Source organism: Occallatibacter sp. FHG110214_02, assembly GCF_059115385.1.
In genome coordinates this window covers 98,647-115,655 of sequence record NZ_JBZYWK010000013.1, presented here as the reverse complement: position 1 = coordinate 115,655, position 17,009 = coordinate 98,647, and the positions used below count along the sequence as shown (strand labels likewise).

General features: G+C 53.9%; 12 protein-coding genes. 6 read left to right on the top strand and 6 right to left on the bottom strand.

The window, feature by feature from the left end:
• The first annotated feature begins 63 nt into the window (after window positions 1–63).
• Window positions 64–4,545, top strand: a complete 4,482-nt coding sequence (gltB, locus tag AC5S3R_RS13180) for a glutamate synthase large subunit (RefSeq protein WP_494267503.1) — start codon at window positions 64–66, stop codon at window positions 4,543–4,545.
• A gap of 83 nt (window positions 4,546–4,628) precedes the next feature.
• Window positions 4,629–6,431, top strand: a complete 1,803-nt coding sequence (locus AC5S3R_RS13175) for an AMP-dependent synthetase/ligase (protein WP_494267502.1) — start codon at window positions 4,629–4,631, stop codon at window positions 6,429–6,431.
• Here the strand turns inward: AC5S3R_RS13175 and AC5S3R_RS13170 are convergent.
• Window positions 6,361–7,011 (bottom strand): hypothetical protein, encoded by a 651-nt coding sequence (locus tag AC5S3R_RS13170; RefSeq protein WP_494267501.1) that lies wholly within the window; start codon window positions 7,009–7,011, stop codon window positions 6,361–6,363. The two genes, AC5S3R_RS13175 and AC5S3R_RS13170, sit on opposite strands and share 71 nt — an antisense overlap.
• Before the next feature lie 214 nt (window positions 7,012–7,225).
• On the opposite strand from AC5S3R_RS13170, the gene AC5S3R_RS13165 reads away from it, so the two are divergent.
• Entirely contained in the window at window positions 7,226–8,260 is a 1,035-nt protein-coding gene (locus AC5S3R_RS13165) for a 6-phosphofructokinase (protein WP_494267500.1), read from the top strand.
• 69 nt (window positions 8,261–8,329) lie between these two features.
• A complete protein-coding gene (locus tag AC5S3R_RS13160; protein ID WP_494267499.1) occupies window positions 8,330–8,797 on the top strand; it encodes a GNAT family N-acetyltransferase in 468 nt (155 codons plus the stop codon).
• 183 nt (window positions 8,798–8,980) lie between these two features.
• On the opposite strand, the gene AC5S3R_RS13155 is transcribed toward AC5S3R_RS13160, so the two are convergent.
• The 3 genes from AC5S3R_RS13155 to AC5S3R_RS13145 all read right to left on the bottom strand — a co-directional run bounded on the left by AC5S3R_RS13155 (window position 8,981) and on the right by AC5S3R_RS13145 (window position 12,128).
• Window positions 8,981–10,198: an HAD-IIIA family hydrolase gene (locus AC5S3R_RS13155; protein ID WP_494267498.1), complete on the bottom strand. Its 1,218-nt coding sequence runs from the start codon at window positions 10,196–10,198 to the stop codon at window positions 8,981–8,983.
• The gene (locus AC5S3R_RS13150; protein ID WP_494267497.1) at window positions 10,195–10,806 is read right to left on the bottom strand and encodes a D-sedoheptulose 7-phosphate isomerase; all 612 of its coding nucleotides are present in this window, start codon (window positions 10,804–10,806) and stop codon (window positions 10,195–10,197) included. Before AC5S3R_RS13150 ends, AC5S3R_RS13155 begins: the two co-directional genes overlap by 4 nt.
• 353 nt (window positions 10,807–11,159) lie before the next feature.
• Window positions 11,160–12,128, bottom strand: a complete 969-nt coding sequence (locus AC5S3R_RS13145) for a GDP-mannose 4,6-dehydratase (RefSeq protein WP_494267496.1) — start codon at window positions 12,126–12,128, stop codon at window positions 11,160–11,162.
• A 263-nt stretch (window positions 12,129–12,391) separates the two neighbouring features.
• Between AC5S3R_RS13145 and rfbC the strand changes: the two genes are divergently transcribed.
• Complete coding sequence (gene rfbC / locus AC5S3R_RS13140; protein ID WP_494267495.1) at window positions 12,392–12,937, top strand: dTDP-4-dehydrorhamnose 3,5-epimerase; 546 nt, start codon at window positions 12,392–12,394, stop codon at window positions 12,935–12,937.
• Between the two features lie 125 nt (window positions 12,938–13,062).
• Here rfbC and AC5S3R_RS13135 read toward each other — a convergent pair whose 3' ends face one another.
• Window positions 13,063–13,938 carry a glycosyltransferase family 2 protein gene (locus AC5S3R_RS13135; protein ID WP_494267494.1) on the bottom strand — a complete coding sequence of 292 codons (876 nt, stop codon included), beginning with the start codon at window positions 13,936–13,938 and terminating at the stop codon, window positions 13,063–13,065.
• Between the two features lie 68 nt (window positions 13,939–14,006).
• A complete protein-coding gene (locus tag AC5S3R_RS13130; protein ID WP_494267493.1) occupies window positions 14,007–15,212 on the bottom strand; it encodes a glycosyltransferase family 4 protein in 1,206 nt (401 codons plus the stop codon).
• 252 nt (window positions 15,213–15,464) lie between these two features.
• Between AC5S3R_RS13130 and AC5S3R_RS13125 the strand changes: the two genes are divergently transcribed.
• Window positions 15,465–16,805 carry a flippase gene (locus AC5S3R_RS13125; RefSeq protein ID WP_494267492.1) on the top strand — a complete coding sequence of 447 codons (1,341 nt, stop codon included), beginning with the start codon at window positions 15,465–15,467 and terminating at the stop codon, window positions 16,803–16,805.
• The last annotated feature ends 204 nt before the right edge of the window (window positions 16,806–17,009 follow it).

Sequence of the window (17,009 nt, the reverse complement as noted above, 5' to 3'; positions counted from 1 at the left end):
AAAAATGCGGCAAAACTGTGCCGTTGACCTCGAAATTTAACAATCGAAGGGCTAGAGTTAGTCATGGAAGTTTCTTCACATTCCGCTTTTTCGGTCTCATCCGAGTCCGCTGGTCAATACCCGGCCCAGTCCTCCTGCTATCTTGAGGGCAGCCTGATCGATCCGCGTTTTGATTCGGATTCGTGCGGTGTCGGTTTCGTGGCCCGTCTTTCGGGTGAGCCTTCGTATGAAATTCTCGGAGCAGCTCTCACGGCACTCTCTCGCCTGGAACATCGCGGAGCCGTAGCGGCGGATGGCAAATCAAGCGATGGCGTTGGTGTTACCGCTGTCGTTCCGCGCGAATGGCTGCTGAAGCAAACTGGAATTTCGCTCGCCGCGGAAAAGCCCTTTGGTGTTGCTGTTATCTTTCTGCCTGCGGATGAGGCTGCGCCTCGCGCTGCGCTTACTGAAGCCCTCGCTGCGCAGAATCTTGAAGAGCTGATCTGGCGCGATGTGCCTGTCCGTCCAGAAGTGCTCGGCGAAATCGCTAACTCCTTGCGTCCGGCTATCTGGCAGGTGTTCATCACCAGCGATGATGCAGCCGATTTTGAGCGTCGCCTCTTCCTTGCGCGTAAGCACTTTGAACGTTTTGCTGCCAGCGCCGGTTTTGATGCCTACATCTGTAGCATCTCTTCGCGCACGCTGGTATATAAGGCACTCTGCGCAGGCCGCCTGCTTGCGGACTTCTACCCCGATCTTGCGGACAAGGAATTCAAGACTCCCATTGCGCTCTTTCACCAGCGCTACGCGACGAACGTGCTGCCATCGTGGGACCGCGCACAGCCTTTTCGTACACTGGCACATAACGGCGAAATCAACACGATCTGGGGTAATCGCGCCCGTATGGAGGCGCGCAGTGCCACGCTGCCGCTCGACCTGCATCCTGTTCTGAGCAAAGGCGGTTCAGATTCCACTTCGCTGGATGAAATTGTGGAACTGTTAGCACATAACGGCCGCACCGTTGGCGAAGCCGTTCGCATGCTGCTGCCCCCGGCCAATCCCGCGATTCATTCGTCCTTCCTGCAGTACAGCGGCGACATCATGGAGCCGTGGGATGGCCCCGCCGCACTTGCCTTCACCGATGGCCGTCAGGCTGGCGCTATTCTCGACCGCAACGGCCTGCGCCCTTGTCGTTATGCAATTGATGACACCGGCCTTGTTGTCGCAGGTTCGGAAATCGGTCTCGTGGATATGGACCCAGAGCATGTTGTGCACAGTGGCCGCCTTGGCCCTGGCCAGATGATTGTGGTCGACCTCGATTTCAACCGCTTCTTCGAGACAGAAGAAATCCTCAATATCTACGACCAGAAGCGTCATTATGACGACCTTATCCAGCAGGATGTGCCGCTGGAAGACTCCGCCAGCGCTCCTGCGCCGCTAGCAGCCGCGGAGCTGAACCGCCTGCAGCACTCCTTTGGCTACACGCGTGAAGATGTGCGCATGATCCTTGCTCCCATGGCTACCGAGAGCAAGGACGCCATATGGTCCATGGGCGACGATACGGCAATCGCGCCGCTCGCCAAGTCGCCGCGTCCGCTCTACGCCTTCTTCCGCCAGCGTTTCGCGCAGGTCACCAACCCGCCGATCGATCCGCTGCGTGAGGCCGTGGTGCTCAAGATGCACACTCGTCTTGGTCCCTGGCCTCATGTGCTCGAACTTCACGAGCCTCTGCCGGGCCTGAGCCTTAAGTCTCCGATTCTTTCTCTGGGCCAGATGCATGCGCTCAAGGAAGGCCATCACGACCAGGCCAGCAAAATGCAGCATGCCATCCTGCACTGCACTTATGCGCCAGATAGCACGCTTGAAGTTGCGGTGGACATTCTCGCCGCTCGTGCCGTGGAACTTGTTGGCACCGGAGCCTCGCTGCTTGTGCTCACCGACCGCGACGCCTCGCCCGATGCGTTGCCCGTTCCCATGGCGCTTGCCACAGGAGCCGTGCATCACGCGCTCATCAAGGCAGGTGTACGTGCGGAAGTCGGCCTTGCGATTGAAGCCGGTGATTGCCGTGAGATTCATCATCTCGCCGTTCTTCTCGGCTTTGGCGCTGGCGCTGTCTGCCCTTGGCTTGCTCTTGAAACCGCAGGCCAGCTTGATTCAGAAAAGGGCCAGGACAACCTCATTCATGCCATGGAGCTTGGCCTTGCCAAGGTCATGTCGAAGATGGGCATCAGCGTAGTGGACAGCTACCGTAGCGCACACCTATTTGACGCCATTGGCATCGCGCACAATGTCGTTGATAAGTGTTTCCCCGGCGTTCCCGCTCCCATTAACGGTATTGGCTTTGAAGAAATCGAAGCCTATGTGCGCCAGAACTGGTCCGGCTTCCACGGCAGCGATGAGCCTGAAGGCGATGCCGCGGTCGTAGCTGCCACGCAGCTCAAGGACCTGCCTGACTATGGCTTCATCCGCTTCCGCAAAGCAGAAGGAGCGGAGTCGCACGGTTGGCAGCCGCAGATTGTTCGCGCTCTGCAGACGGTTGTCGGCTCTACCAGGCAGGGAGCTGCCCTCGCGCTCACTCCCTTCGCCACGTTTGCTGCGCAGGCAACGGAGACCGAGCCGCAGCACCTTCGTGACCTCATCGAGATTCGCCCCGCAGGCCCCGAGCTCGCTCTCGAATCCGTCGAGCCTGCCGGCAACATCACGAAAATTTTCACCGCTTCGGCCATGTCCTTTGGTTCGCTCTCTCCGGAGGCGCACCAGACCATCACCGAAGCCATGAACCTGCTCGGTGCCAAGTCCAACACCGGCGAAGGCGGTGAAGATCCCGCCGTCTACTCGACGATTGATGGTGCCCCCTCGCTGCTCAACAACAAGATTAAGCAGGTAGCCAGCGCCCGCTTCGGCGTCACGGCGGAATACCTTGCCCACGCGGAAGAGCTTGAAATCAAGGTTGCTCAGGGCGCCAAGCCCGGCGAAGGCGGCCAACTTCCCGGCCACAAGGTCACGGAGCTAATCGCTCGTCTGCGCCACGCGCAGCCCGGCATGCAGCTAATCTCACCGCCGCCCCATCACGACATTTATTCCATCGAGGATCTCGCCCAGCTCATCTGGGATCTCAAGCGAATCAACCCTCGTGCAGCTATCGGCGTCAAGCTGGTTTCAAGCTGCGGCATCGGTACTATTGCTGCTGGTGTTGCCAAAGCTTACGCTGACTACATTCATATCGCCGGCAACTCTGGTGGTACGGGTGCTTCGCCGCTTTCCAGCATCAAGTATGCCGGAAACCCATGGGAACTCGGCCTTGCAGAGGCGCAGCAGGTCCTCATTCACAACGGTCTCCGTGGCCGTGTTCGCCTGCGTACGGACGGTGGCATTCGCACTGCCCGTGACATCGTCATCGCTTCGCTGCTCGGAGCAGACGAATTCGCCTTCGGCACCTCGGTCCTCGTCGCGCTCGGTTGCGACATGGCACGTCAGTGCCACCTCAACACCTGTCCCACCGGTATTGCCACGCAACGTCCTGAGTTGCGTGCCAAGTTCCGCGGCAAGCCGGAGCATGTTGTTCGCTTCTTCGACGAGCTCGCTGCGGAAGTCCGCCAGCTTCTCGCCAAGCTCGGCCTCTCGTCACTTTCGGAAGCCACAGGCCGCACCGACCTGCTAGAACAGGTCCGCTGGGATGCTCATCTCGACCTCAAGCCCATGCTTAAAGCCGCGGAAATTGCAGCCGAAACGGGCGGTGCCGTCCGCTGGCAAGGTGGCCGTAACGACCGCCCCGAAGCGCATACCCCTATCGACAACGCCTGGGTAGCCCCCGCGCTCGAAGCGTATAAAGCGCAGCGTCCCTTCAAGCTCGAAACCCGCGTTACCAATGAAGACCGCACTCTCGGCGCGCGTCTTTCCGGTGAGCTGGCTCTCTTCAAAGCGCAGCATCCAGAAGCCACAGGCTCCAGTCTCAACTTCAAGCTGCACGGCGTAGCTGGCCAGTCCTTTGGCGCATTCGTCACCTCCGGCATCACGCTGGAGCTTGATGGCCTTGCCAATGACTTTGTCGGCAAGGGTCTAAGCGGTGGGGAACTAATTCTCCGCGCCGTAGGCCGTGCTGCCGAAAACTCAGCCGCGCATAGCCTCCTCGGTAACGTAGCCCTCTACGGTGCAACCGGCGGCTGGCTCCTAGCGGCAGGCCGTGCCGGCGAGCGCTTCGCTGTTCGCAACTCCGGCGCTCTTGCAATTGTGGAAGGGGTCGGCGATCACGGCTGTGAATACATGACGGGCGGCCTCGTCGTTGTTCTCGGAGAAACCGGCATCAACTTTGGTGCTGGTATGACTGGCGGCCTCGCATGGATTTACGACGAAGAAGGCGACTTCCTCGCGAAGAGCCGCTACCACAAGTCCTTCCTGCAGCCGGAAATATGGAACGAGCTCGACCACGCAGCACGGAAGTCCATCCAGGAACTGGTCGAGATGCACGCCACCAAGGCCAACAGCCACCGTGCCAAGTGGTTGCTTGCCAACTGGGAACGCGAGTCGCAGCGTTTTGTGCGTCTCACGCCCAAGCCACAGGCATAACCGATAGCGACCAAACAGGCCGTGGACTGATACACTCACCAGTGATTCTGGAGTGCATCAGTCCACCGTTTTTTGGCATACGTATGACAGCATCTGCTCCCATTCAGACCATCAATGACCTCTTCTTCCGCGTTGCGAACGCCGCGAATCCTCGCGCCGTTCTGTGGCAAAACGCCGCGGGAGAGTGGCATCCTCTTTCCTCCGACCAGATTTACCAGCGAGTCCGTGCAGTAAGCTCTACGCTGTTGGAGTGGGGTGTAAAAAAAGGTGATCGTGTCGCGCTTATTGCGGAAAATCGCTGGGAATGGGGTGTCACAGATTTCGCCATCCTTGCCATCGGAGCTGCGGACGTGCCGGTGTATCCCACGCTTACAGGCGAGCAGATTGCAACGCTGCTCACAGATGCCGATTGCCGCGTTGCCTTCGTTTCCACCCGCGTACAATTCGACAAGCTTAACGCCGTACGTAGCCAAACGCCGCTTGAGCGCATCATCATGATGGATGCGGACGCGCCGCAGGATGCCATTCCATTCAGCAGGCTCATCGAAGGAGCTGATGCACTTGGCTCCCAGCGCGACGCAGTCTTCGACGCACTCGCGCACTCTGTCGAGCCAAAGGATCTCGCCACACTCATCTACACTTCCGGCACCACAGGCGAGCCCAAGGGCGTCATGCTCACGCATGGCAACATCGCATCGAATCAACAGTACGCTGTTCAGGGCTTTGTAATCGATTCCAGCGATGTCTGCATCTCGTTTCTGCCGCTCTCGCACATCACCGCCCGCGCGCTCGATTACGCCATGTACAGCCACGGCGCGCAGGTCGCGTACTGTTCACAGTTCGATAAGCTCCCGCAATCCATGCGCGAAATCCGGCCCACGTTCTTCGTCGGTGTCCCCCGTGTCTACGAAAAAATCCGCCAGACCGTAGAACAGCGCGCCTCCGCAAGCCCCATCCGTAAACGGCTGCTGTCTTTCGCGGTGAAGCTCGGCGGCAGCCACAGCGATGCCGTCTATAACGGAGCCAAGCCGTCCGCTGCGTCATGGAAGCTCGCCAACAAGCTTGTCTTCAGCAAAGTGCATGAAGCCTTTGGTGGCCGCGTGCGTTATTTCATCTCCGGCGGCGCGCCGCTCGGCGTAGATACGGCAAGATGGTTCGCATCGGTAGGCATTCCTGTGTGGGAAGGCTACGGCCTGACCGAAACTTCTCCCGTTATCGCGCTCAACAATCCTGCGGCACAGCGTATCGGTTCTGTCGGCCCTATCCAGCCCAATATCGAAATCAAATTTGCCCCCGATGGTGAGCTGCTCGTTCGTGGTCCCATCGTCTTTCAGGGCTACTGGAACAAGCCGGAAGCCAACTCCGAGTGCTTCAATTCTGAAGGCTGGTTTCATACCGGCGACATCGGCCATCAGGATTCCGATGGCTTTCTCTACATCACTGACCGCAAGAAGGAACTGCTCAAAACTTCCGGCGGCAAGCTAGTTGCACCGCAGCCCATTGAAAACAAGCTCAAAATCAACATTCTTGTTGGCCAGGCGTGCCTCATCGGAGACAAGCACAAATTCATCTCTGTGCTCATCTCTCCTAACTTCGCTGCGCTGGAAGACTGGGCAAAGCAGCAGGGCATTACCTTCTCCAACCGTGCCGAACTCGTCGCGAACAGCCGTGTACACGCACTCTATGAGGAAGTTATCCGCGAAGCTAACGACGGCCTTGCCAATTTTGAGACATTGAAGCGCTTCCGTCTTGTGCCGGAAGAATGGGCACAGGAGACTGGCGAATTGACGCCTTCCATGAAGCTCAAGCGCCGCGTCATCGCGGAGCGTTACGGCGCTCTGGTCTCCGCAATCTACGCGGACGAAGCAACCGCGCGTGCCGAATAGGGGACACCAGGCCGCGGCCAACCGTGCCGCGCTTGGTCCATAAAATGGAGAGTCCCCGAAAGAACGGCGCACCCCACGCGCCCACGGCGAGAATCCCGCCGAACAGAATTACCGCATCAATGCTGATGCGTCCCTGCCGCGTCCAGTACGCATTAGGCTCCAGGCTTAGCCACAGTGCAAACTCATCCAGAGTCAACGCCGCGCCCACGCCATAGCTAACGCACATCAATCGGCTGAAGAAAATCGAAATCGGCGAGTGAGACCTTCCCAGGTCCAGTAGCCACCCATAGCCCACCAGTAGCAGAATCAAAATCCCCCATACCAGATGGTGGATATGGACGCCCTTGACCATCACCCACTCAAACGGCCCCTGATTACGCACCACCATATCCACCAGCAGGCGAACGCCAAGAAATGTAATCAGGAAAGAAACAGAGGCAATAAACATCCGCCGTCGCGGCCGGTCAGGAATAGTCGTACGAATCAGGTATCCCAGCCGTGTCAGTTGCAGCAACACCAGGAGCAGCACCACCACAAGGCTGGCAAAAACCAGTAATAAAAGTGCTCCGGTTCCGGGCATAGTGTATTGGAACACCTCTGCGTACAAATTTCTAAAGAAAAAGTCAGCCGCATTTCATTCTAATGGTGTTACGGCCATCACTTTCTTGTCTGTTTTACGGAGTACACTGGGTACGGCGTTCGACCGGCCATACGCCCCCCGCGCTGGCTTGGAAATTTCGACGTATGATTGCGGGCCTCAGTGCCCTTCAGATTTCTTAGAGGAGAGCGTTTCGATGCGAGTAGCTTTGTTGACCGGAGGCGGCGACTGCCCCGGCTTGAATGCCGTCATCTATGCGGCCGTGAAGAAGGGAATCAACCACTACGGAGACGAATTCATCGGTTTTCTCGATGGTTGGAAGGGCGTGCTCGAAAACCGTTTCATCCCGTTGACGCTTGAAAAAATTGACGGTATTCAGCTCAAAGGCGGCACCATCCTTCACTCCTCCCGTACTAATGTGAAGAAAATTCCCGGCGGTATCGAGAAGGTGCAGGAAGTCCTCAAGCAGAACAACGTAGATGCTCTCATTGCTCTCGGCGGTGATGACACGCAATCCGTCACGCTTTACCTCAGCGAGCACGGCCTGCCCGCCATCGGCGTTCCTAAGACCATCGACAATGACATCAACGGCACGGATGCCACCTTCGGTTACGACACGGCTGTCTCCATTGCCACGGAAGCCGTTGATCGCATCCATACAACCGCCGATTCGCACAATCGCGTTGTCGTTGTCGAAGTGATGGGCCGCGATGCCGGCTGGATCGCCATGGCTGCGGGTGTAGCTGGTGGTGCGCACGTAACTCTCGTTCCTGAGCAGCCCGTTGATATTGACCACGTCTGCAAGCTGCTCAAGTACAACTACGATCACGGCAAGCATTACGGTGTTGTCGTCGTTGCAGAAGGTGTACATCTGCCTGAAACTGGCCAGATTACCGGCTCTGGCAAGGTTGATTCCTTCGGCCACGCGCAGCTTTCTGGTGTGGGCGAAGCCCTCGCCAAGCTTATCGAAGAGAAGACCGGTTTTGAAACTCGCAGTGTGAATCTCGGTCACACGCAGCGCGGAGGCGTTCCAACCGCATACGACCGCCTGCTTGGCCAGCGCTATGGGTTACATGCCATCGATATGGTACATGAAGGCAAATGGGGCTGTATCGCTGTTCTCAAGGGCACAGACATTACAGACATCACCATCAAGGACGCTATCTCCACTAACCGTCGCCTCGACCAGCGTTTCTTCGACGTCATTTCGGGTCTCGAAGCCAAGGTTTAATAACGAGATGTCCTCTCAAAACAAAAGCCATCCCGTCAGGGATGGCTTTTTGCATGCAAACGAGTAAACATGAACTTAGTGCAATATCGCCTCTACCATCCCGCCGACTTCGAGCAACTTTACGCCATAGAAGAAGCGTGTTTTGATTCCGCATTGCGCTTTGACCGCCGCTACATGAAGCAGCTAACAGAGCGGGCTTCCAGCGTTACATGGACTGCCGAAGAAAACAATCGTCTCGCAGGCTTTGTCATCGTGGAATGGACAAGGATGCAACGTGGAATCGTCGCCTACATTCAAACCATTGAGGTCGATCCCGCATTTCGCCGCCGTGGCATTGCCTGCGAGCTGCTTCGTCGCGCAGAAGAATCAGCCTGCGAAGCCCACGCAACCTATATATGGCTGCATGTAGACGAAAATAATGCACCTGCCATTGCCCTTTATCAAAGCTGCGGCTACCAACGTCATGGCCACTATGAACGTTACTACGAGAATGGGCACAATGCGGAAATCTATGCCAAGGGACTTAGTTTAGAGTGAAGAGTTCCTTGCACAGTTCATCGCGTCATCTTTGAGTTGCATAGTGTGCTACGTGACTCTGATTTTGCGTGTCGCTTGCCAGCGCTACGCAGAAAGCATAACGACGATGTACGCTGTGCTCCCAGCCAATTTAGCCCTGACGACAGAATAGGCACATAGCAGCGTTTTAGTAGTCTGTCCAGACTACTTCTTCTGCAACGGCACAAACCCTTCTAGAAACTCTAATAGGTTATTCCCTTGGAAGAGGTAGCCTTTTAGCCCTGCTGCGGTAGCAGCCTGGATATCGCTTTGCTTGTCTCCAATGAGTACGCTGTATTCCTTGGCAACATCCCATCGGGCAATTAAATCGAGAATCATGCCCGGTGCAGGCTTTCTACAATCCGATATCATCCGGTAGCGTTCAAGCGCTGCATCCGGGTGATAAGGGCAATAGCGAATATCATCAATTGTTCCGCCGGCGCGAAGCGCGTCATTGAGCACAAAATCATGTAGGTTCTCGACGTCTTGCTCAGAGTATAGGCCGCGCGCTATACCTGCCTGGTTGGTGACCAGGAAAGCGTGATATCCCTTGTCTGTGGCAGATTGCAGAGCTTCTTTCGCACCAGGAATCCAACGAAAACGATCTGCGTGGCCAACCCATCCCAAGTCTTCGTTGATGACTCCATCGCGGTCGAAGAAAATAGCCGGGCGATTCAGGCGACCTGGAAGCTCAACGCTGGCGCGGGAATAATCGTCTGGAATACCGATATCGATGAAATATCCGTCGAGTGTTTCGCCCGCAAGAATTCCAGCACTGGCCAGGAGGGGAAGCACATCCTTTTCTAATGAGCAATTGGGCTGAATAAAATCCAGCACCTTACGCTTCAACAGATAAATTCCGCTGTTGATGATTCCGTTGTGAGTCCCGGGCGCTTTCTCGCGAAAGGCAACGATGCTATTCCCTTGCAACTCAACCGTGCCATACCGCCCGCAGTCTTCCATGCGCCGCAAAGCCATGAAACCGGCGGCTTCGGGATTCCGAGCGGCTAAAGCGTAGAGCCTCGCAAGATTGGTATCAAACCACGAATCACCGTTAATCAGAAGAAATTCATCTTGCAGCAAATGACGCGCATGCCATAGAGCTCCGCCTGTTCCAGCTAGTGTAGGTTCCACGGATATCTGAATGGAGAGTTGTTTTGGCAGCCAGGATTGAACCTCTTCGCAGAAGGCTGTGATCTTTTCAGACCTAAAGCCAGCAAGCAGGACAATTTCTGTAATGCCAAAGCGCGATAACTCGCGGAGTATCCACGCCAGGAACGGGCGTCCGTCGCAATCAAGCAAAGGTTTTGGAGTTTCCGCTGTTAAGTTTCCAAGCCGAGTGCCGAGTCCCCCAACTAGAATTGCGCACTGGCGCACACTCATTTGCGCAACTCTCTTTCCGGGCCACCGAAGATGCGCTTTTCTACTAGACCACAGACAATATGAGCTGCCACGATGTGGATCTGCTGAATCACGGAGGTCTTTTGCGAAGGGGCACACAGGATGTGGTCGCAAAGAGAGCCCATTGGCCCAGGGTTCTCCCCTGTAAATCCTAACGTAACGATTCCCTTGGAACGGGCTGCTTCAAAAGCGCGTAATATGTTCTCCGACTTGCCCGAAGTGGAAATCCCAAGGAACACATCTCCCGGCTGGCCAAGCCCCAGCACCTGCCGTTCAAAAACATGTTTATACCCGTAGTCATTGCCAACGGCGGTTAGGACAGATGTATCTGTTGTCAGAGCAATTGCAGGCAGCGGGGCATGATCAAAGAACAAACGCGAAAGAAACTCTCCTGCAATATGCTGCGAGTCGCCTGCGCTGCCGCCGTTCCCAGCGATCATCAACTTTTTCGTGGATGTCAATGCCTTGGTGAGGATGTCAGCAAAATCGCCTAATACAGTCTTCAGGCTATCGGAGTCTATGAACGCAGAAAAAGCCTTTGCGGATTCCTCAAGATACTCAGCTACGAACGTCTGTTCTGTGTGATCCAAAACTCAGCTCCATTGTTCATAAGGTGGATGTCTTCAGCTTGAGTACCAGCCTGTGTCGGCGCATTGACAGCTTGTACCCTGTGCCCCAGGCACGATAAACATGATAAAAACCGATGCCACATTCGCCAGAAGTCTTTCCTGCAAGCATCTTTAACCCTGCGTGTCCTCATGTGTGCTGCCGATCACTGGTGTTGAAATGACTGCGGACGTTTCTTTCTTTGCTGGTCATGAGCGGCAAAAATTCAGCTACCTGCGAGATCTTGCTGTGTAAAAGTACAAGAGTATCTTGTTTCAGAGCAAGATGTGCTTGTTGCAAATGGCAGGTGCGACGGATGCGTTTGTCGGGTATTTTTCTAGTAGCTGTCATCTTCTGGATGAGCCAGTGAATATTCCAGCATATCCTTCAGCGTTTGCTCGATGGAGATATTCTGCTTCCACCCTGTACGTAGTTGCAGTTTCTCGGCACTGCCGAAAATAACCGGTTCATCGCTAGGTCGAATCAACTCAGGTGCAACCACAAGAGAAAGCTCTTTGCCGGTTAGGCGCTCAAAGATAGGAATGAGATCGCCAATCTGATAGGCCTTGCTGCCACAGATGTTATATACCTCACCCGGTTCCCCGTGTTCCGCAAGCAGAATCAGTGCTGAAATCAAGTCACGCACATCTGTAATCGCCCGTTTTGCCTGCAGATTTCCTACGCGCAGACTTCCGCCATGTCGCACAATTTTGGCAATACGCATGGAAAAGTCGGACACGACATCTGCTTTCTTGCGCGTTCCTGTTGTATTGAAGATTCGCGCCCGGATGCACCGAATGCCATAATTTTTCCAATACTGAAACGAAAGCAAATCCTGGGCAACCTTGCTGACGCCGTATGGATGCAGAGGAAGCAGGGGAGCATCTTCTCGAATGGGAACTCTATCCAAAGTAAGGCTTGCGCCATATTCCGCGGATGAGCATGCAACGACAACCATTGGGTTGTAATCAGGAGTGCCGCTAGTGCGGATATGATGTATTGATTCGAATACGTTGACCGTACCTTGAACATTAATGTTCATCGTTTCCCAAGGATTCAGCCAGGAAACTGTTGGCAGGCTTTGCGCAGCCAAGTGATAGATAACGTCAGGACGGAAATCGTCGATGGCCTTGCGCACAGATTCATAATCGCAGACATCTAGCGGAACTAATTGTGCTTTCCCCTGGATTTCATTCACGCGAACAGTGGGACGAAAGATGGAGCCTAAAATTTCCTCTGTCGGGCCAAGGCGATCAATTAAATGGGAGCCGACCATTCCGGCGGCACCCGTAATAAAAATTCGCACAGTTTAATCTCCGTATGCTCGGTAGGTATTTGATTATTACTTATTGGGTGTGTGTATCAACAGAAATCGTAGTCGATTTTGGATTGCCCGTAGCGCTAATTTTCAGGGAAGCATGGATTGTTTGTGTGCGGAGCATCTTTCTCATTCCGTCTGGTACATTAAAGGTCAAGAGGCCGGAGCCTTGGCCTGATTGTAAGTGTATGCTTCGCGCAATTTTTGTTAGCGCTCTTGCAAATGCCAATTTTTTGATAGGAATAATTAGGATGAAAATAAGCGAGACTTCTTTGCCAGGCGTATTTAGTCTCACGCCTGCTATATACAGCGATGACCGTGGCTACTTTTGTGAAACATGGAACCAGAAGCGCTTTGAAGATGCGGGCTTGCCTGTGAACTGGGTGCAGGATAATTTCTCATCTTCGGCAAAAGGTGTTGTTCGCGGCATTCATTATCAGATCATTCAGCCCCAGGCTAAACTCGTGCGCGTCACGCATGGAGCTGTCCTCGATGTAGCCGTGGATCTTCGCCGCAGTTCACCGCACTTTGGCAAGCATGTTGCTGTTGAGCTGAGTGCGGAGAACGGAAACATGCTTTATATCCCGGTCGGTTTCGGTCATGCCTTTGTCGCTCTTACTGATCAGGTAGGTTTCGCATATAAGGTGACGGATTTCTATTGCAAGGAAGGTGAGCGCACTGTCCTGTGGAATGATCCCGAACTTGCAATCCAGTGGCCAGTCACTGAAGCGGAAGCAATTGTGTCAGAGAAAGACCGCCAGGGGAGCAAGCTCAGCGAAGCGGACGTCTTCGCATAAAATGCGGCCGGGGCTGCAACATTAGAACAGGTTGCTTGCCCCGGCATAATCTTAAGAATTTAACTCTACAAGTGATTCTGGGTCTTATAGCGCGATTGGTTCTAAAAAACGCGTTTAATGCCGCTTCACAGACTTTCGCGTTTTCCCATTCGTCCTGTTACGCCATCCCAGATTCCTAGAAGCGTGTTACGGATTTTGCGTCCGCGATGATCCTCGACGATAAAACACTTAATTGTTTCCCGCAGGGAGAGGTAAATGCGCTCCGATACCCAACCGGGAAAACTCCAAAAATATTTGCGAAACACAACAATCTTGTTTCTGGTGATGTAATACCGCCGAAGGGCATTGTGGTGAGTAGACCACATGCTCACGCCAAGTATCTTGCGGCGATGTGGCGCGCCTGCTGCATGCAGAAGCACAGCCTTTTGTGAATCGGCGAGTAGGTAGCTGGCTGCGCGCACCCGCAGGCAATATTCCGTGTCAACCAGATCAATAAACAATTCGGATGCAAACATGCCAACTTTATCGAATATCCAAGCGGGCATCAAAGCTCCGGAGGTCATCGATGTCATCGGACCTCCATCCTTTGCGCGAAAGACCTGCAGTGCTGCATGTGTCTCCGGATCTTCATACCGGGGGTGAACGGCAGCCACGCGCGTGCGTTGCGGGTGTTCACTCCACGTAGCAAGCATCTGCGCAACAAATCCCGGCGTAAGCCGGCTGTCCTGGTCGAAGAGAATAACCCAAGGATAACCGGCGTCCTTTGCCCACTGCACGCCTTGATTCAGTGCCTCCGCGATACCGAGGTTGTCTCTATTTTCAATCAGGTGAAATCCATGTTGAACGCTTATCTGGCGCAAGCCATTCAAGGACTCAGGTTTGGAGCAGTTATCGACGACCACAAGCATCTGCACTTGGCTGAGAACATTAGGAATATTCGCAATATTCTCAGCCGTGGGATGATAAGTAACCATCACAGCACATATGGAGTCCGAAGTCATTCTCTAGTATTCCTCTATATCTCTCTGCAGTCGTTGGAATTCTGATACAAAATCAGTCGAAGTTGGTATCACACATTTGCAGACGCTGAGCGAAAGCTATCAAGTGAGCTGTTGAATACCTTCCGGATTGCCATTCCATAATGCTGCATGGTGAAATGCTCTCGCGCAAACTTTGCGGCGGCTAGTCCCATGGAGACTCGCAGGTTGTCGTTCGCCAGGAGTGTGCAAATAGCTTCTGCCAGGGCTTTCGAGTCGGACGGTGGGAAAAGCAGTCCATTCACTCCGGGCTGAATCAGCTCAACAGTGCCGCCGTGATTACTGCCGATTACAGGCACGCCCTGCATCATCGCTTCGACTGTTACGCGTCCAAATGGTTCCGGATTTTTGGACGCCATAATCAGAATGCTGAGTGCCCCATAGACAGTTGTTACATCGCGCCGGTAATTGGCGATGTGAAAGTTCGCGCCAATTCCGAGCTCCGCAATTTTCGCGTTGAGTGCGTCCAGGTAATGGGATTCATCGCTGAAAACACTGCCTACCGCGACGAAATGAGCGTGAGGAAACTGTTGCAGAACAATAGGCGCAGCCTCTGCCAGAATATCCTGCCCCTTCCAATGAGTAATGCGCCCGACAAGGCCGACCAAGGGAGAATTTTCGGGAACTCCCAGTTCCCGCTTGAATTGCTGAGAAGCGACAGGATCAAGGCTCTCAGCATCGGGTACTGCGTTATAGATAACAACGCTCTTGGAAAGCACTTGTGGCTCATCGTTAGCGAAGCTGTCACGAACAGCCTTGGATATGCAAACCAGTGTCGATGAGCAGGTATAAATAATGCGGTGCATAATCTTGCGAGCCGGACGCGGCAGGCTGATAATCTCGCGAATATGCCAGATCACTGGTATCTTTGCCAGCTTTCCGGCAATGCCGCCGGATATGCAAACTGCGGTGTTCACGTATATCAGGCTGATATTTTCGTCGCGGATCAGTTTGCGCAGACGCGCAATAGCCTGAAACAGGTTCCAGACCATGCGTGAAGCGCTGCGCGGCTTCAGATATTTGCGGCGCAGAATAGCAAGGCGAAAATATACGTAGTCAACATTCAGTCGCTTCAGTTCTGGGAGCAGAGGCCCATCTCCCATATCATCCGGCAGCAAAACCAGCGGCTCAAATTGTGATCGATCTAAAGATGCGATTGTATGTAGCAGGCCAAAGTCGGCGCCGTATAAATCCGTGCTGTGATGGATGAGAAGAATGCGTCGTTTTTGGGTTGTCATAAATTGGTGTCGTGCGTGTATTCAGATTAAAAAGTATAGTGGTGATGTAACGGCTGCGTGCTTGTTGTTTGCTCTTAGCCCGTTCAGGGAGCCTGGCGACTGCACATAATTATTATATAATTAAGCCAGTTCAAGCGTGGATTGAATGCTCTGAGCTAGCCCAAAAACCTTCCATGGTTGGCAGCCTAGCCCTCTTTGAATTGCATCAAAAAATTTATATTCAAGCATACCGGAGCCATAAGGAGCCCGCATTTGACTCCACAAGTTTCAAATACTTCCGAGATATCTCAGCAGAATCCGGACACCCAGAAGAAAGCAAAGATCAAGGGAATGTGGGCGAGGCTTAAATCCAGTCCTATGCTTCGCAATACCGGCCTTATGGTAGTGGGACAGGGGGGGAATTTCTTCCTGCAAGCGGCATATTTCTTCCTTCTTGCACGCCTGCTAGGCGTCTCTGAGTATGGCGTTTATGCCGGCGCGTTTGCGTTGGTGAACACATTTATGCCATATACATCTCTAGGTTCGCAGATGATTTTTATGCGGTATGTTAGCGTGGACCGCAGCCAGGCTACAAAATATTGGGGAAATACACTTGCCATCACCTTGGCATGCAGCCTGTTATGCGCGCTTCTTCTTTCGCTATTTGCGAACAAGGTCCTTGGCGCTGGCAATGTCGGTCTCATCCTGGTGCTGGTAGTTGCAAACTGCTGGGCCGCTCAGATTACGTTGAATGCCAGCGTGGTATTTCAAACATTTGAGCGTTTTCGTATGACTTCTTGGTTGAGTATGATATCGAACTTGTTGCGTACTCTCGCGGTCGGAATTCTTCTGCTCTGGCTGCATCATGTTTCTGCATTTCAGTGTGCGCTTGGTTTGCTCGCAGCGTCGTCCGTTGCTGCGTTGATAGCAAATTCCTATGTGCGGCGCACCATCGGAAAAACACATTTAAGCCTGCAGTTGCTGCGGCGTCGTTTTCTAGAAGGAATTGGTTTTTCTGTTGCTGGTTCGACGCAATCTCTTTATAACGATGCCGACAAGATTATGCTGGCGCATTATGGCGCACACGCAGTAACCGGCATCTATACGCTTGCATATCGCGTCGCTGATTTTTCTACTACTCCGGTGGCAGCGTTCAATTCGGCATCCTTGCCAAAGATGTTTGCCTTAAATCATGCGGGACAGGGCGCCGTTTTTTCGTTCACCAAAAAGGCAATTCCCATTGCTGTTCTAGCTGGATTAGGCGCCGCTGTCTGCACCCTCTGCGCTTCTCCTTACCTTGTCTGGTTTGCGGGCAAAGGATTCGCCGGAGCAATTGAGGCCATTCGCTGGCTTTGCTGGCTTCCAGCGCTCCGCGCAATTCATCAGTTTGCCGGCACCGCGCTCACAACTACGGGCAGGCAGAACTCGCGTACGGTAGCACAGTTAGTAGTGGCGATTCTCAATGTTGTCCTTAACATAATCTGGATTCCGTCGCACGGCTGGCTCGGTGCTGCCTGGGCAAGTCTTATTTCCGACGGCTCTCTCGGAGCTCTGAATCTGGCTCTCATGGTTATATTATTCAAACGAAACCCACCGGCGATGCAATCTGCTTAATCAAAAAACGCACGCTCAATGCGCATTTCATTTGCGTCGTAATTATCACCTACCAGCCCACGTTGTTTTTTAAGCGTAGGCTATTTTCGCTTCCGAGTTTTTCATTGATGATATGGATACGGAACATTCTTTCCGTATCCGCGCCGCGGCGACTAATAGCAGGTTGTCCTCTGTCTATGGCCGAAACTATCCAGCAGCTAAATT

Bases quoted from the DNA above. Each gene is read 5' to 3' on its own strand.
- rfbC (WP_494267495.1), top strand. From the start codon at position 12,392: ATGAAAATAAGCGAGACTTCTTTGCCAGGCGTATTTAGTCTCACGCCT.
- AC5S3R_RS13175 (WP_494267502.1), top strand. From the start codon at position 4,629: ATGACAGCATCTGCTCCCATTCAGACCATCAATGACCTCTTCTTCCGC.
- AC5S3R_RS13165 (WP_494267500.1), top strand. From the start codon at position 7,226: ATGCGAGTAGCTTTGTTGACCGGAGGCGGCGACTGCCCCGGCTTGAAT.
- AC5S3R_RS13135 (WP_494267494.1), bottom strand. From the start codon at position 13,938: ATGACTTCGGACTCCATATGTGCTGTGATGGTTACTTATCATCCCACG.
- AC5S3R_RS13155 (WP_494267498.1), bottom strand. From the start codon at position 10,198: ATGAGTGTGCGCCAGTGCGCAATTCTAGTTGGGGGACTCGGCACTCGG.
- AC5S3R_RS13170 (WP_494267501.1), bottom strand. From the start codon at position 7,011: ATGCCCGGAACCGGAGCACTTTTATTACTGGTTTTTGCCAGCCTTGTG.
- AC5S3R_RS13160 (WP_494267499.1), top strand. From the start codon at position 8,330: ATGAACTTAGTGCAATATCGCCTCTACCATCCCGCCGACTTCGAGCAA.
- gltB (WP_494267503.1), top strand. From the start codon at position 64: ATGGAAGTTTCTTCACATTCCGCTTTTTCGGTCTCATCCGAGTCCGCT.
- AC5S3R_RS13130 (WP_494267493.1), bottom strand. From the start codon at position 15,212: ATGACAACCCAAAAACGACGCATTCTTCTCATCCATCACAGCACGGAT.